Below are 16,948 nucleotides of genomic sequence, written 5' to 3' on the forward strand. Positions count from 1 at the left end.
TTCGACAGTTAGTTAGCTTTTTAACCCCTAAACCTATGAAAATCGGGTGGGGATGATTTTTTTGTCGTGTGCAGAGATCTTTTTTAATCTTTTATAGCGTGACGGGTGTAATGTCGCGCTTCTTCAACCAATGTGGTTAATCATCTCATCAATGCTGTGCAAAACATCGCCATTCAAAAACGTTTATTTATCAAAAATACTTACAGGATAGTTTTTAAGCACCATTCATGATTACTAACCTCACCGACGATGTCTGAAAACAACCCTGCGAAATATCTTAATTAGCTCACCAAGAAGTTCAAAATTCTTCCAGAATTACAGCAGAGTCTGGGATGCGCAATTCGCCTGACATAAGCTTAGGTAAAAGAGTGTCGCGGAGCTTGGCAAGGGTCTGGCTCTCAATTCTCAATCTTATTTGCTTATTCAGAATACCTTCAAAAACTGCAAATATATTATCATCAACTCCATTTTCAGGAATAACGCATAACGCTTCTTTTAAGTGTCCTCGTTTAATATGTCCCATTGTCACAGCTTTATCTGTAGCAATCCTCTGAAACTCTACTAAATGGTGTTTTGTGTAGTTTAAATAAAACCATTTGGGATATTTGTCCGATGTTACTTTAAATAGATGCTGATTGAGCGCTGCTTTGCCACCACACCATACATCTACAAGTAATGATCCTGACCATGAGAAAATAACATCACCATTATCTATAATATATTCAGGTTTAATATTAATAGATGCCTTTTCATCATGATTGGGCAACCCTTCTCTCAGCTGTGCAATCTTAACTATTGGTAAATAATTATCGTCAATATCTTCAGGTCTGTATTTCTGCAGTGCTAGACCATTCAAATAGTCAGCAACTTCATCTAATGACTTAACTCCCCAACCCTTAGGAATCCAACCCATTTCCTCAGTAAACTCAAATTCATCAGGGAATAAATTCTGAATATCCGAGTTGTTTTTTTTCTCAATCGCTTTACGCTGCTCAGCACGTTCAGAGAACTCATCAGGAATAGCGTTACCAGCCGCGAGCGCGTTATCAATCACTGGATCAAAATCAACAAACCAGCTCTTAAACAACGCTTGCGCCATCGCCTCTAGCGTCTCGTTCATTTGGCGGTTGAGTTCGATTTTGTCGTCTAAAGAACCAAGGATATGAGCAATGGCTTTTTGTTCTGAGAGTGGTGGGAATTGAAATTCAAGACTAGTTAAATTCCCCACTTTAATACTGGGCTGAGCAGCACCAATATTAAGATTCATTAGTGCTTTTCTATTATTTTTAAGAAGGTAGTATAGAAAAATATTATCATTATCAGAATTGCATCTAAGTCCAATTGTATTTTGAATAATGACACATTTTTCTGATGGCGTTAAAGCTACCTGCCCATAACCATTACCCACCAGCGTAATCAACACATCATTTTCTTGAATATGTTTTCTTATGAAGCTCTCATAAGTTCTTTCATCGACACATCTTTTGACTTCATTTAAATTTACATACCCTTCACTAATAATTAAATAGTTGTCTATAACAGGGATGCCTTCATTAGAATATGATTCTGGATTTCGACCTCTATTATCAGCCACTAAATCAATAACATCTTTTAACTGCAAATACATCCAATCACTCGCCATAACCCAACACCTCCAAGTTCTGACGAATGGTCGCATCTAGGCTTAAAGATTCTTGCATCTGCGCATATAACGTTTGGCTCAGCTCCAGCATTTTAGTCTCAAACGGGATGCCATCATCTTCTATCGCGGCAGCACCCACATAACGCCCAGGAGTGAGCACATAGTCATTGGCTTTGATGTCACCTAGAATGGCTGATTTACAGTAACCTGCCTCATCCTCGTACGCTTCATAACCGCCTGCTTCCGCCTCACCACGCCATGCATGATAAGTCTTGGCAATCGCCTCGATATCATCTTTAGTGAGTTCTTTATTCGTGCGGCTAATCATGCTGCCGATAGCGCGCGCATCAATAAATAGTGTCTCACCGCTACGGTTACGCAGCCCTTTTGCTTTACTATCAGCTGAGGTGGCGGCTTTGTCTTTACTGATAAACCATAAGCACACGGGGATTTGGGTGGTATAAAACAGCTGACCCGGTAGCGCAATCATACAATCGACCAAATCGTTCTCGATAATCTGCTGGCGTATCTCACCTTCACCGCTAGTCGTGGTAGACATCGAGCCATTGGCCAGTACAAAGCCTGCTGTACCGTGCTCAGAGAGCTTAGATATCATGTGCAATATCCATGCATAGTTGGCATTACCCGTCGGCGGTGTCGGATACCCTGCCCAGCGTGGGTCATCAATCAGCTCATCAGAGGCGCGCCAATCCTTTTGGTTAAAAGGTGGGTTTGCCATGATGAAGTCGGCTTTAAGGTCTTCATGCTGATCTTTAAAGAACGTATCGGCTGCCACATCGCCCAAGTTGCTAGAGATACCACGAATGGCAAGGTTCATCTTAGCCAATTTGTACGTCGTGCTGGTGTACTCTTGCCCATAGATAGACACGTCTTTGGTATTGCCGTGGTGACTTTCGATGAACTTAATAGACTGGACGAACATACCGCCTGAGCCACAGCACGGATCATAGATTTTGCCTTGATACGGCTCTAGCATCTCTGCAATCAGATTGACCACCGACTTGGGTGTATAGAACTCACCACCGCCTTTACCTTCAGTCGCGGCAAACTTACCCAAGAAATACTCGTACACGCGCCCGACGGTATCTTCTTCTGGATTACCGATGGTGTCGATGTTATTAACCACATCAATCAAAGCAGCAAGCTTACTGGCAGTTAAGCCAAGGCGCGAAAAGTAATTATCAGGCAATGCGCCTTTCAATGATTGGTTGGTCTTCTCTATCGTGCTAAGCGCAGTGTCGATTTTAAGCGCGATGTCTTCTTGCTTGGCATTCTGCTGAATGAAGCTCCAGCGGCTCTCTTCTGGCAAATAGAACACGTTGTCTTTGGTATAGGCTTGTACCATGTCGATATGCTTTTCATAGCCTGTATCGATGAGCTTCTGTCTTTGCTGCTCAAAGGTATCACTGATGAATTTTAAGAAAATTAGGCTGAGGACAATGTGCTTATATTCTGATGATTCGACGCTACCTCGTAGCTTGTTGGCAGCATCCCAAAGGGCTTCTTCAAAGCGACCATCTTTTATATTGTCGTTTTTGTTTATAGGTGTTTTAGCCATTTTTCTTTAGTCTCGATTGTTAGTTTTTTCATTGTGTATAGTAGGATAGGGTAGTTTGCTGTAAGGAGATACATGTATAAGTAAGGCAGCTATTGTAGCCTTGAGGCATTAATTGAAGGAAGTCTGGCTTTTAGTCTTTCATTTTCCAACGTTAAATCAACAATTTCACGCTGAGTCTCTACTAACATTGATAGGGCTTTATCTCTTTGTTCTTGTAACGAAGTGACTTGCTCCCTTAGTGCTCTATTTTTTGATCTCTGAGCAAGCATCATTTGTCTTGAAGACTTCTGGACAGGATCTTCCTTGTGGTCTTCTATCCATTTTTGAATTTGTTGAGATAGCTCGGGATATCGAGAACTCCGTAAGGCCGATGGATTCACACCTGCTTCTTTAGCAACGTTGTTCTGACTTACAAGAGTTCCTTTAGGTAAGATTTCTGGCTTATTAGATTTTAAGCGTTCAAATGCTTCGAGAAACCTTATTTCCGCCTTGCTCAATACTCTTTCTTTGGCTTTCGGTTTAGCTTCTATGAATGACATGAATAGCTCGCTCCGCTGATTCTAGTTGGGCTTGTAGAGACTCGTGTAATGGTGTTCCAATTTCAACAACATTTATTTGGCTACTTAACACATCTTTTAATTGATTAATCATGGGTAACTTTTTTTTGTCTATTAATGCGGATTTACATGGCTTTTCATCACCAAAGCCCATACAAGAGCTAATATTGCTTATTCCGCCTAATGGACATGGTGGTCCTAAGTTTGCACAACCACCAAGAAACGTCTCACGATAGCTTACTTTGCCAGATTTAGCAGCCGCTAAAAGCTGCTTATGATCTTTTTCTGATATCTCAGACAATAGTTGTTCTTTTCGTTTCTCAGTATGTGGAGAGACGTAATGATCGGCTTGTAGCTCTTTAAGGTCTCTGACTATAGACTCGTACATTTCACGCAAATAGAAACTACGAGCTTCATCATTTAACGGTTCTTTTAACTTATAATAATTTTGACCGTAATACTGGCTCATAGCTCGACTAGCATGCTTTAGCTGGTACTGTACTGAGAACTCTGAAACAAGCCCACTTGCAAGCATGTTGACGGCTCCTGTACGTCTTAATTGATGCCATGCTAAAGGCCAGACCTTACCAACCGAATATTTTTCTGGATCTAAGCCACTTGTAAGTCTATTAGCCATTTCTAGATCTTTTTCGGTTATCCTCAGTTCATTTTCATCGAACAGCTTAGGCCATAGCTTAAGAGATTCAATATATCTACGTGGGGTTTTGAATAGATTTTTACTTTGCGATGCATTTTTCGATATCCACGGTTCGTGTGACGTACACTGTAAAACAGGGTTATCAATAAACTCTTTAGGTAAATTCGCATAGGGGTTTTCTTGAGCAGCTAGCATTCTCAAAGATGCAATACTAACCATAGCATCAATCGCTATTTTCACACTTGGAGAAACTATCCAACGAGCATGGCTATCTTCGAGAGTCTTAGTGGTAGCTCCTCTTATTAAATAAATCTCAGTCCCCAGTGGGTCTACTTCGACTTCAAAACAGTCAGCTCTCAGCCTATTACATTCTTCGACACGCATTAAGGAGAAGTTCAGTGTATAAGCTAACCCTACAAAGCTAATCAAGCTCATATAACTTGAAAGCGTTCCAATGCCAAATACCTCGTCAGCATTACCCCATTTTTTTAGTAGAGTATCTATTTCAAAAGTCTTAGCTGTATTAGCAAAGCTTCCATAGAAAATCTGACCTGACGGTCTTTTACCAATATACCTAGCAGAATTGAAAGGTGATTTCTCTGATAGCCCATTGAATGCATGTGAAAGCTTGCCACCAGCGTTATTAGCGTAAGCTTCCAAGCAAAATTTATAACATTCTTCTATCTTGTCTTTATGCGCTATGAAATCATCTAAGCACTCTTTTAATCTCTTTACCTGATAATGCCATAATCTAGTAGGAATATATGCTGTTTGAATTTTATCGCGTTTAACTACTGCACTGACAAAAATACTCATACCCTTTTCATCGAGAATATTAAATCCAATTTCTTTTGATATGAACATAAGGTCATTCAGGTAAGTAATTAAATGTTTTTCTTTAATCGTAGGATTAGAGGCTATTTCTTTAATTATGTCTGGAAAGTCAGACAGCTGAGAGGCACTGATGTTATGTTGTGAGCAAATTACAAATATGGGCTTTATTGTTGCAAACTTAGAAACTAGAGATCTTGGGTTAGTTACTGCTGCATAACCCCAAAGCCACCAAGCGACAATTTGTCGTAATAAATTGGCATTATCTTGACTAAGTTTATGACCTTGCCCCTGTCCATCACCAAAGTAAATCTTTAAATTGCTACCCTGCCAAACTGAAAAATCCCATCGAGCATCACCATACCGTGAAATGACACTACCATCTGTGTCAACAACAACAGGAAAATTAGAGGAAGGAGGCCAGCAATTAGGACGGAAGTTAGGTGAATCTGCTTCAATAAATGAAGAAGCAATTTGCAACCCTGGAAGGTTTGATATATTCATACCATAACCTCCAACAGTCTTATATAGCCATCCCAAGCAGGATGGTAATTACCTGAGCGAATTGAGTTTTGAGCATCTTCCACCCATGTATTTCGGATCTCACCACCATCAGAAATGGCTTTGAGCTTTGATGTGATTCTATCCATTACACGGTTGCCTGGGTGGATGTGGTTATGTTCAGATGGTTTATAAAGATTAGTTTCAAGCCTTTTTAGTTGTAAATGTGATGCTAGTTTCCAACAATATTCTGAACTCATTACATCCCTATGTTTCTCACAAAACAGGCAGCCTTCTGGACTTATACAGTCAGGTTGAGGTGCATTTTCTGGGAAATTAACTACTTGCTTAGGTTGATGTGAATCTACACATAGTCCTGGACCAGGTGCTAATTGAGCGTGGTCTATCAAGTTATGAAACTCTATAATCTCACTTGATGCTCTTTGATGATGAGGACGCAGATAATCTTTCAACAATACTTCTGTTGTATGACCCATTTGCTCTGCTGTGAGATTTAAGTCATCTGTTTGCCTCAACAACCAGTTAATACGTGTATTGCGTAATTGAGTAGGGTTAATAAAGATAAGGCCATGCTTTTTGAATAAGTTTTTGAGGGTGCTGATGCTTACCTTAGATGTTTCGGTACGAATCATGCCTCGACTCATCATTGGAAATAGCCTTTCATCGTTTTGACTTAATTCTGTCTCATCGAGCCAATCTAAGTATGTCTGTAGGTGGTCACGATACGCTTTATAACAGCGAAAAATGGCTTCACCTTCTCTGCGACCCTTATAGACTCGGAAAACTTCATAGTCCTCTCCATCAGACTGCCATCTGTAAGTACTCTTACTCAGAGCTACTGCTTGAGATAGGTTCATTCCAGTTTGCGCTATGAATATTAGTAACTCTGATTCAATTCGGAGGTTTAGAATTGATGATCTTTTATGAGTTTCTAAAAGGCTGATGTTCTCCGCTAATGGTTGTCGCGCAATGATAGCTCTTTTCTTTACACCGCTATTTTCTATTGTTGACACATCTAAGTAAGGATCAATTAAATTACCAGCGACCGTTAAGAACCTGTTTTTACTGAGTAAGATTTTTATAGGTAAACTACCGCGCACAGTTTTAATGTCTAAATGATTACAAATGGTAGTTAATGTATGTCCAAACTCAAAGGTGTCTACTAAATTCTGTTTATCAGCTTTTGTACTCAAAACCTTAGTAGGCTTTTTTGGCCTTTTGAGCCTCGTTGTAAGCATAAGACTGTGCCCAGGCTTAGCACCTGGTAGATGTAAAGCTTTGGCAATGAAACTTGCTATTGTTGAGGCCAGCTTATAGGCAGTCATTTGAGCTATATCTTTATTAACCTTAATTCTATTAAGTAAATGCTCAGTCCAAGCTTTGAATGTAGAGATGATGGATTCTTCTGTAGATAACTTATCAGTAGTATCTAACCAGCTGTAAAAAAACCATATTTTTTGAAGATAGCTTCTGACTGTGTGTTGAGACGATCCCCTGGTAAGATAAGAGTTAAGTATTTCATGAAGTTTAACTACAAAAAAAACTCTGTCTTCAATTAGGTCTCCGAACTCGCTTTCGTTGATAGACTGAATTACCACATCGCGCCTAACACTTGCAGCTCCTCTATATAACAAGGTTTGCAAATCCCAAGGAGTTTCATGGGTACCTAAAGCTAAACCTTTAACCGTAAGATCTAATTCAGACATTTTTATGGCTCTCTATCAATCCCATAAAAGCTTGGGTAAATGCATCAGATACTTCTTTCATTGCTTTATTGTTTTCAATGAACTTAATGTATTTCATAGTCGTGATTTCATCTTTATGGAGACAGGCTTCTCTGACGAACTGAATAGACTCGCTAACAGGCATGAATTTTAAAGCTAATTTCATTAGCTCAGTAGCATACGTGGCACGAGTTCTATGAAAATGAAAACCTCTTAATACCTTTACACCAGAATCCTTTCCTATACTACGAAAACGAGACATCTCAACATTTACTGCACGACTATTATCACCGCTATATGTATTGCCATATCTAGTTAGAAAAAGAATATCCTGATCTTTATGAGACGCTAAAGCTTGACGCTTTAAACGCCTCGTACTCATAGCGTAATCTAACAGGGTATCAACCAACTCTTTTGGTATTGGAACTGAACCTGTTACGTCAAATTTTGTTGCTACTGGTGGTCTAGCGCCAGGTCCTACAGATAGCGTCTTTAACCCAACATTTGGGATAAGAGTGGCATTTTGAAGGGTAGACACTTTTAAGTCAGTAATTGAGCCAAGTCGCAAACCTGTGAAAAAACCTATTCTTAACATCAAGGCAAATTCCTCAGAAGCACGTTCATCAGCTAAGGTCAAAATCTCTTTCATGCCTAAAGCTGATACAGGTAATAGCCCATCTTCAAGATTAATAGATCCTGCTACTTTGCGGTTCGGAATAGCTAGATCTGTACTTGATACACGTAAAGTGTGTTCCAGTCCAAATCCATTCGTAATCTTGATTCCTACAAATCTATCTTGCCACATCGGCCAATCTGGTGAAATAAGACCCTTCTCTTTGACCCATTTATAATATCGGATGACTGAGGACATTCTTTGAGATGTCGTACTAGGGGCTAACTCACCTAAGTTTCTAGCTTGTATTAGTGCGCCTCTAAATCGAATTAGGCATCGTTCATTCTCTCTCTCAGGAAAATGCCACCAATCAATTGATTCAGCCTCTAGCCATTTTGCATAAGCCAGTAGGTGAGACATATTAGATCTGACAGTCTTTATACTACGCTTAGAAGAAGTCGCCTGTTCTAAAGCCCATAAGTTTGCTTCTGCCCAAGTTGAGTTATCTTCCCAAACTATTTGAGGCAGTCTGTCGATGCTTTTAATTTTGAGTTTATTCCAGGATATAGAATTATTCTTGACTTGAATTGAGCGAGGTTGGTAATTGATAAATTCTAGGCTAGCCACTTTTATTTCCTTAATACCAGATCATCATTAGAAGTAATGTACTAATAATCAAATAATGATATCTATGTATTAAGTCATCATTATGTCACTAGATTATCATGTATGATGTGTTATTAAAAGTACCTATGTAACGTTTACCGCAAGTCGGGTCTATTGCCTTAATTTGAGAAATACGTTCAAGTAAAGCACTTAAGCGATCTGCCTTGTTGTTCTTGCGACGATTTTCATAGCTTAGAGATATAATAGTATTTAGTTCTTCACGCAGCTCGTCTAAAAATAGTGGTTGAATCACTTTCATAATATTACTAACGCTAGTGTAATGCTGTCCTAAGCTACCCCTCTGCTTAGGATCGATAACCGCCTGAAACATTGAGCCAAAAATATCAGGGTTAATTTCAGCCCAATTCAAACGAGCGCACTCTAGTAGAATACGGCGGGTACGTGCACTAAACTCAGGGATAGCAAACTGATATTCAAATAAGCTGCCATTTACATAAGGGAAGCTTGTGAGGTGTGTGGGTTTATTCTCACGCTCCTTACTAGATTCAGGTAGGTCAAGAACTTCAAACAGATCGAATAATACGGCATCAACATCACTACCATCTATATTAGTGGCTGAATCTATAAGGTCATGAAACTGGTTTGTTTTGAAAATGCCCGTGTCTTCGGAATACAAGCAAAATAGCAAGCGAGTCAAGAATACATTAAGCGCATGAATGTCGTCAGCAGTATCAAATTCGTTATGCTTGCGAATATGATCGAATAAACGCCCCATTTTCTCAGAGGCTTGCACATCCGCAGGATGTTCTGAGTATTCACGAGCACGTTCTAAGCCCGCAAGAGGCAATAAAAAATGATAGTTTTTATAAAGATCAGCGAAATCGCAATCTAGTGTCTCATCAAACTTAGTGTCATTAACGAGTACGGTTTCAAAATCTGTCACCATTATCATGCGAATTTTATTGGCATTTATAACTGGGCTACTCTTTAACTCGGTTAAAGCTTTGGCAGGATCGTGCCCTACAGGTAAAGGCTTGAAGTAAATTCTGTTCCTGTTAGCTACTTCGCCAGATTCAAGGTTGGTTGCTACGTTAATCCTCTTATCGTTCTTTTTGAGAGAGGTAATGGTTGCCTTTGAAACCTCTAGTAGGGCTAAAAACTCGTAAATAAAGTCATCTTTCTTGTTCTTATTGATAACTTCGTTGGTTAGCTTTTCTAAGCTGTCAAAAAATTGGGTTTGATTAAAAGCCATATTTATCTCGAATTATTTATAAAAAGTTGAGGTGAGTTTATAGTTCGGCTGAACTGATGCTTTTTAAGTACGCAATTCTACTGTGCGTTTTACATGCGAAATATTAAGCTGGATTAAGTTTGGCGATGGTTTGGCAGCCAATATTCCTTATTGCTAAGAGTTATTTTAGACATTGCTTGGTTAACTGGTTGGACAGGAATAGCTTTTAGTGTGTTTAAACTAACATCGACCTGATGGTAATAGGCCATTCCTAACTGTAGCCATCTTAGCTTGTCTTTTGGTGCTAAAGGACTGGGCTTGTTAAAAATATCTGCAATCTTCTTTTCAATCGCTTTTCTTTTGAAGCGTCGTATATCCTCTTCACTAGGTTTGTTGCAAATTAAAGACAGTTCATACTGATCATTCAAAAATCTCACGAAGCCGTAAAGTGAATTGTATTGCCCATGCTTCAATGTTAAATAGCTGTCTATATGCTCCTGATTTGGCGTATTTGAGCTTTTAAGCCTGCTCTCTACGCAAAGGTCTACAGCAGGCTGTAAGGCCATTCTGATGGACTTAAGAGTGGTTTTACGCTCAAGCTGTCTTTGTATTAAAAACTCATAATATTCATTGATGCACTGAGGTACTAGATCATCAAATTTTGCTAATAGACTATTAATCCGTTCCTGTTCAGCAATTCGATCTTTCACATCATGATTAATGCTTATTTTCTCAGCAGCAATCAGCCATCGTACAATCGTTAAATACTCACGTAAGCCGTTTGGCTTAAACTCTTGCGCTAATGACTCATAACTAGGTACTCGACCCCATAATTCATCACAACGGATAAAGAAATTGATGAAATGGTTATGCTTTGAAGTCGCTGTCTTTGCGCCTTTTTCGGCTTCAAACCACATCATAAAATCAGAATAAGCCTGCCTCATCACATCAGAAATTAATAGATAGGCATTTAGTCTTTTCTCATTTTCTAATCTTTGCGACCAATAGCATTCTTCACATTGCTTTCCCATACCTGCGGGCATTAATTGATGACATGTCTGGCAAGGAGTTTCTCCAAAATCATGGCACTTTTGACAAATTCTTCCTTTATTTGTTTCTACCAACTTCCGATATCGTCGGCACAAAGGGCAGGTTTCTCTTACATGGCTCTGATAGCAAACAATACAGACAGCATAATCATGAGGAAGTTCTGAATAACTACTAACGCCTCTTTTAAGCTCTCCGCACTCAAAACATTCTTTCTTAGGTCGAAAATACCCCTGATAGCAAATTTGGCAGACTCGGCCATATTCAGTGTTCGCACCGTTTTTAATAGCGTCATTACCGCAGCGAATACAGGGCTGGCTTACACGACAATCCGTACAAACAGGGAAGCTCTCTTTCTTGTGTAGGCGACTTAGGTTGCCGCATTTACTGCAAGGCTTCTTGATAAACCAGATGCGGTAGCAATTGGCGCAATAAGTTTCATTTTTATAACGTCGTTTGATTTCAACGTTTCGATTACCACAGTTGTCACATCGGTCTTCATTTTTCATTGAGGTGCTTGTCATATTTGTTTGCCATCTCTATCTTTCGTTGTAATCTGTTCCAAGAGGCCATAACCGCCTCGGGCGAAGCGGGCTGAAGATCGCTTAACTGGGCTTTATAACGTCGAAGAGGAGTTTTAGGTAGTTTGGCATAAACCTTATGAAAAGCCGCTGGTACGACGGTATGCTTAGACCATTTAAAGCTATTTTGCGTTATGTTTAATTCTTGGCAGTAATTTAGCCAAGTGTCAGCATTTATTTGTAATAGATAATAAGCCTGCTCAAGCAATACAATCCTTTCCTCAACTGGTAGGTAATCAAACCTAAGAGCTGTTTTAGGTAATGATAAATCACTAATGTCAGCACCAAACTTCATCAGTAACTTTCCAAACATATAATTAGGGTTTCTTACGGCTAGCCTTACCATGTTTATTAGAAAAAGTAAGTAGTTAAACCAATCGCTAAGACTGACATTTTCTCCTAAGACACTTCCTTCCTCTTCATGAAAAACTCGATTGGTTAGCAATTGGTACTGATAGATACTATCTCCTAGTTCGGTATTGAGTCTCTCTTTCCCAAGCTCGTTATGGCATAAATGGCAATGATTAATAAACCCTTGGTCGGGTTTTAACAGCTGCGGTTGATAGGGATGTTCGCAATGTGGGCAATTAGTCTCTAAAAGCTTTTTATGCTCAGTGCAGCAAACTGTCCATGAGAAACGCCAATGAAGTTTTAAGTATGCAGATTTGCTGTTTTTCATACATTCAGAGCAATAAGGATACCCAATTTTTGAATAACGATTTCTCTTTGAAAGAGGTAGTACCCAAGTCAGACTATGCTTGTCACTTAAGCTTGCATTAACCTTTTTTGTAAAACTCATCAGAGTCTGTTTGTTAAAGATATTTGAAGTAGTTTTAGCTAGCACAGCCATGTCGGAATGTATATTAGAGTCGATATGCTCAAATCCCTTATCAACATCATAAGTCCATATACGGTATTCAGGCCAAAAGAAGTAAGTAAATGTTAGAGGTGTGCAGCCATGCTTAAGCGCAGCTCTTACCAACCAAGATGCAAGGCTTTCGTCCTTCCGTAAGGGGGTTGGAAATGTCAGCGGCTTTATCCGATAATTTTTCGGAGTCCCTTGGTTGGTCTTAACCATGATTTACTCTCAATAATTTCCTTTGTTATACGTTCATTGCCTGATTTTATAGCCTCAATAGCGCACTCGTTTATCAGTCTCTTTACATTACCAATATTGCCGCCACTGATACTGTAAATTAAGTTTAGAACGGAAGTTTCAGTTAGATTTGAAGGTTGCTTTAAAGGCAGCACTCTCTCAAAACTACCCACGAGCTTTCTAAACTCTTTATCGTTCTGCCAAAGTGGTAGCTCGGCCACATCAAAGCGACTTGCGTGTTGTGGATCTATATGTAGGATGCGAACAGCATCTTTAGTGCCGCTGAGTACTATAGGCATTTGCAGCGCATTGCAAAGATACTTGATCGCATTCATTATTAAGCGTTGCTCTCTAGCCGTCCCTGTAAGCATTGAATGAACTTCATCAATGATTAGTATTTTTACGTGAGTCTCACGCAGAGTGTGAACCACCTGAGCACGTAAAGTACCTGCTGAATCACTGGATTTAAACGGCAAAGCAAAAGAATCAATTAGACTTATATATAAGTCTTTTTCGTTTGCAGAAGGCGGGGCTTGTATTAGACATACGGGTATAATCAAGTCTTCATCTATATATGTTTGACCAAACCTTTCAGCAAAATCTTGAATAATAGTAGTCTTGCCATTGTTAGAGTCCCCAATCAGTAATAGATTGGGCATACGATGTTGTTTTACCTTATTCATCAAGCCCTGCATTACCTCCAAGACCTCGTTCGCTCGGCTGTAGCCAATCCATCTTGGTGTATCTATAAATTCAATGCGCTCATCGTCGGGCAGTAGAGCTATATGTCTAAATTTTTGATGAATATGGGCATAAGATGTATCTGTCATTACCTTATATCCTCAAAGAAATCTAAATCATCATCGTCGTCATCACTCACTAAAAGCGATGTGTCTGGAACGGCAGGGGTTTGCATTTCTTTAATCTCGCTCTTTAGAGGCTGATGTACCTTTTGTGATTTAGAGTGAAACTTTCTGCGTTGCTCCTGCCGACGCAGAGTTTTAGTATTTTTTTCCGACGCTTCAACTAGGGTCTGCATGTCTTCCCATGCTTGATAGATTAGCGACTCATTAACAGTGCCAGACTCTTGCTGGACTTGCTTATAAAGTTGCTTATATTCCCATAGGCTCATAGCTGGCAACGCTTGATTTGCTAATGAGACGTTGAAGTAAGTTTTTGCTATAGGGTCATAAAACCAGATGATACTAATGTCTCTTGGGTCTTGACGAAAAATAAACTTCTTCTTTTTCTTGGTTTTACTATCGGTTTGATTAATAAAATGATTCAAACAAGGATCATAGTAATTAAGACCACCAATATTTACCCCATTGCGTTGAATTGTGCGCTCAATACTAGGCATAAAATCTAGCAATAATGTTGTTTGGTTGGAAGGTAGAGCAGGTATACCAATACCTTCATTAAGATTATCCCCAAATAAGCCAATCTGCCATTGTTGTTGAGGGGTTTTGCCGATACCGCTATGCACTGTTTCGTGATAAACCTTAGTGACGTAAATTAAGAACCATCTCTCAAACTCATCAAGCGTCAAAGAGGCGTTCTTTTCTGAGTTGTAATTATCTTTTTGTTTGATGTTGGAAAAGGTCGTTCCGGGCAACTCATGAACTTTTTTCATCAAGCTACCAATGAGGCGTTCAATATGACCACCAAACTCAGGTCGTGCTATTGGTCTGAACTCAAGGTCTATGCCATGAAAAGCACAAGATTTCTGTAGGCTGTCAGCCCTAAAATCTGATCCGTTATCTACGTGAATCTTTCTTGGTATGCCAAACACGTCCCATTTAGCGTCATTTAAGCCAAAATCTAGCAACAAATCGGTTTTGGGCAAAATACTTCGAGAAATACACATACCCACTGAGGTGACAGAGGGGGCATCAAGTGAGATGTAGTATCCTGTAATCATACGGCTGTAAACGTCAATCGATACAGTGATAAATGGTCTACCAATAGGCTTTCTGTGCCTGTCATCAACTAAGATGATGTCTACTGGGGTGTGATCAATTTGAATAACGCTAAGGGGGTAGTCTGCGTTAGGGAACATACCTGCTTTAGGGGTGAACTTGTCTTTCGCTCTCTCTCTATATCCTCGCCCTCTTAAAAAGTCTCGTTCGCTGATTTTCTCTATCCGTCTACGCACCGTATTCTTACTAGGCTTGCTAAGACCTAGCTTATGACAACGTTTAAAAACCTCTCGAATCGTAGCTTCAACTGAAGGGCGTTGTATGCTTAAGTAATGCTCTTTTATTACTTCATCTATTATCAATTCTAAATCTTTAGATATTCTGCCTTTACCAACCTTCCAACCACGCTTTCTATCAAGCAGTGATGCTATAGAGTTGGTTGATTTATAGGACTGCACCCAACGCTTCAATGTTCTTGAGGAAACATCAGTCTCCTTAGCTCGTCTTTCGTAGCCTTTTTCGCCCATGTAGTCATCATAAGCACCACCTATCAAAGGCTTGATAGCTAAATATTTTTTCTGTGCTTTTTGCCAGTCTTCATCGCCAATATCGTTTATATCTACTTGTATAGAAATATCATTGCTGTTTGTGACATTTTTAAACTCATGAACACTCAACACTTCGTTTTTCAAGCTCGAAAGATTCTTAAAAACAGCCTGATTAATATCCTTAAGATATTCTATTAATTGATATTCATGTCTATTGGATTTTCTTTTATATACACCACCGATTTTCAAGTGAACATAATCACGCTCAATAGCATCGTAGTGATGCTCTACCTCAATACCTAGCTCTGAATCAATTGACTCATTTTCGTCTTCATGAATATTCATGCCAAATCTCCAATTTTTCACTACGAACATCATCCCAGATATTAAAGCCAATCATTTTGTTTGCCATTAAATGCCATACTAAATGTCTGCCTTGGTTGCGATAAAGATGGGATTTGAAATAGCGCTCTAATACATATTCAACTGTAGTGCTGCCTCTTTGCTCAATATCTTGCAGTATTGCTCTTATCTCTTCTGGGACAACAGAGGTGTTCTTATAACGCATTAGAAAGTTGATGTTTTCTAATGCTAGGTGGTGGATTCTATCTTCATCATAAATAGAGAACTTAAAGTCCTGCTCTCTACAAAATGAGATAGCCGCCTTCCACTTTTCTGACCAGTCTCGCCAATTCTCCTGCCATTCTTTTTTTGGCTTGACTTCGACAATCAATGATTTACCAGAGTCAGGCTTCATCTGAACAAAAAAGTCAGGAGTATATTCGTAAGTCCGACCATTTTTAATAAAGGGAATGGCTATGGGCTGTGGAACTATATCAATGACATCATCCATAAAAGAGTGATAAATAATAAAATCACGTTCTAATGAAGACTCAAATGCAATAGGACAGCCTTTAAAAGCAATATGACCAGATATGCTTCTTCGTGTTGGTCTGATTTTTCTAACTTGTTTCATATATAATATGACATCTATTTAGGGTATTTATTAAGAAGATGACATTTATTAAGGTAAATTAATGACATCTATTTAGATAAGTATGGCACAAAAACCTTATAGATAGGCGCTATTTCTGACATTATTTGTGGGAACTGACAGGGGGTCACGACCCAAACCTGGCGAGATTACCTTAGCCAACAAGGGAGTATTATTTTTAGATGAGATGCCTGAGTTTGACCGCAAGGTCTTAGAGGTATTACGGCAACCACTCGAGGCCAAGCAAATCACTATTAGCCGAGCTAATCAGCAGTCGACCTTTCCTGCGAATTTTCAGCTGGTGGCGGCAATGAACCCCTGCCCTTGTGGTTATCACGGTGACCCCTCCGGTCGCTGCCACTGCCGACAAGAGCAGATTCAGCGCTATCAAGATAAGATATCGGGGCCGCTACTCGACCGTATTGACTTGCATGTGAGCGTGCCTGCTTTACCGATTAGCGACTTACAAAACGCTAGCGTGGGGGAGACGTCAGCCGTGGTCAGAGAGCGGGTGACCGAGGCTTATGAGCGTCAACAAGCGCGGCAGAATAAACCTAATAGCGAACTGGCGCCTAGTGAGTTGGATACGCTCGCGGCGTTAGGGGAAGGGGAGAAGCAATTGCTACAGATGGCACAATCGCGTCTGAATCTATCGGCGCGCGGCTATCATCGCATCTTACGGGTAGGCCGTACTATCGCTGATCTTGCGGCCAGTCCGACTATCCAAACGGTGCATCTCACTGAGGCGTTAAGCTATCGCGGTAGTTAGTGTTTTGGGC

General features: G+C 39.8%; 12 protein-coding genes and 1 pseudogene. 1 reads left to right on the forward strand and 12 read right to left on the reverse strand.

Annotated features, from left to right (window positions below; translation table 11 throughout):
- Nucleotides 1-298: 298 nt before the first annotated feature.
- From ACZ2XM_RS14395 to ACZ2XM_RS14450, 12 genes are all read right to left on the reverse strand, one after another.
- Complete coding sequence (locus ACZ2XM_RS14395; protein ID WP_458673992.1) at nt 299-1,642, reverse strand: restriction endonuclease subunit S; 1,344 nt, start codon at nt 1,640-1,642, stop codon at nt 299-301.
- Nucleotides 1,632-3,221, reverse strand: coding sequence for a class I SAM-dependent DNA methyltransferase (locus ACZ2XM_RS14400; RefSeq protein WP_458673993.1), 1,590 nt, complete (start codon nt 3,219-3,221; stop codon nt 1,632-1,634). Before ACZ2XM_RS14400 ends, ACZ2XM_RS14395 begins: the two co-directional genes overlap by 11 nt.
- An 89-nt stretch (nt 3,222-3,310) precedes the next feature.
- Nucleotides 3,311-3,760, reverse strand: a complete 450-nt coding sequence (locus tag ACZ2XM_RS14405) for a hypothetical protein (RefSeq protein WP_458673994.1) — start codon at nt 3,758-3,760, stop codon at nt 3,311-3,313.
- Nucleotides 3,741-5,771, reverse strand: a complete 2,031-nt coding sequence (locus ACZ2XM_RS14410) for a site-specific integrase (protein WP_458673995.1) — start codon at nt 5,769-5,771, stop codon at nt 3,741-3,743. The genes ACZ2XM_RS14405 and ACZ2XM_RS14410 overlap by 20 nt, the downstream gene beginning before the upstream one ends.
- Nucleotides 5,768-7,495 carry a site-specific integrase gene (locus tag ACZ2XM_RS14415; protein ID WP_458673996.1) on the reverse strand — a complete coding sequence of 576 codons (1,728 nt, stop codon included), beginning with the start codon at nt 7,493-7,495 and terminating at the stop codon, nt 5,768-5,770. The genes ACZ2XM_RS14410 and ACZ2XM_RS14415 overlap by 4 nt, the downstream gene beginning before the upstream one ends.
- On the reverse strand, nt 7,488-8,753 hold the full coding sequence (locus tag ACZ2XM_RS14420) for a tyrosine-type recombinase/integrase (protein WP_458673997.1): 1,266 nt from the start codon (nt 8,751-8,753) through the stop codon (nt 7,488-7,490). The genes ACZ2XM_RS14415 and ACZ2XM_RS14420 overlap by 8 nt, the downstream gene beginning before the upstream one ends.
- Before the next feature lie 88 nt (nt 8,754-8,841).
- Nucleotides 8,842-10,005 (reverse strand): type IIL restriction-modification enzyme MmeI, encoded by a 1,164-nt coding sequence (locus tag ACZ2XM_RS14425; RefSeq protein ID WP_490589660.1) that lies wholly within the window; start codon nt 10,003-10,005, stop codon nt 8,842-8,844.
- Between the two features lie 113 nt (nt 10,006-10,118).
- Nucleotides 10,119-11,540 carry a hypothetical protein gene (locus tag ACZ2XM_RS14430; RefSeq protein ID WP_490589661.1) on the reverse strand — a complete coding sequence of 474 codons (1,422 nt, stop codon included), beginning with the start codon at nt 11,538-11,540 and terminating at the stop codon, nt 10,119-10,121.
- On the reverse strand, nt 11,530-12,690 hold the full coding sequence (locus ACZ2XM_RS14435) for a TniQ family protein (protein WP_490589662.1): 1,161 nt from the start codon (nt 12,688-12,690) through the stop codon (nt 11,530-11,532). Before ACZ2XM_RS14435 ends, ACZ2XM_RS14430 begins: the two co-directional genes overlap by 11 nt.
- The gene (locus ACZ2XM_RS14440; RefSeq protein WP_490589663.1) at nt 12,648-13,538 is read right to left on the reverse strand and encodes a TniB family NTP-binding protein; all 891 of its coding nucleotides are present in this window, start codon (nt 13,536-13,538) and stop codon (nt 12,648-12,650) included. Before ACZ2XM_RS14440 ends, ACZ2XM_RS14435 begins: the two co-directional genes overlap by 43 nt.
- Nucleotides 13,538-15,520: a transposase gene (locus ACZ2XM_RS14445; RefSeq protein WP_490589664.1), complete on the reverse strand. Its 1,983-nt coding sequence runs from the start codon at nt 15,518-15,520 to the stop codon at nt 13,538-13,540. Before ACZ2XM_RS14445 ends, ACZ2XM_RS14440 begins: the two co-directional genes overlap by 1 nt.
- Complete coding sequence (locus tag ACZ2XM_RS14450) at nt 15,507-16,151, reverse strand: TnsA endonuclease N-terminal domain-containing protein (protein WP_490589665.1); 645 nt, start codon at nt 16,149-16,151, stop codon at nt 15,507-15,509. Before ACZ2XM_RS14450 ends, ACZ2XM_RS14445 begins: the two co-directional genes overlap by 14 nt.
- 142 nt (nt 16,152-16,293) lie before the next feature.
- On the opposite strand from ACZ2XM_RS14450, the pseudogene ACZ2XM_RS14455 reads away from it, so the two are divergent.
- Nucleotides 16,294-16,938: pseudogene (locus ACZ2XM_RS14455) on the forward strand (ATP-binding protein); the annotation flags it as partial.
- Nucleotides 16,939-16,948: the final 10 nt, after the last annotated feature.

Source organism: Psychrobacter sp. CoH-33_TS_01 (assembly GCF_058189395.1).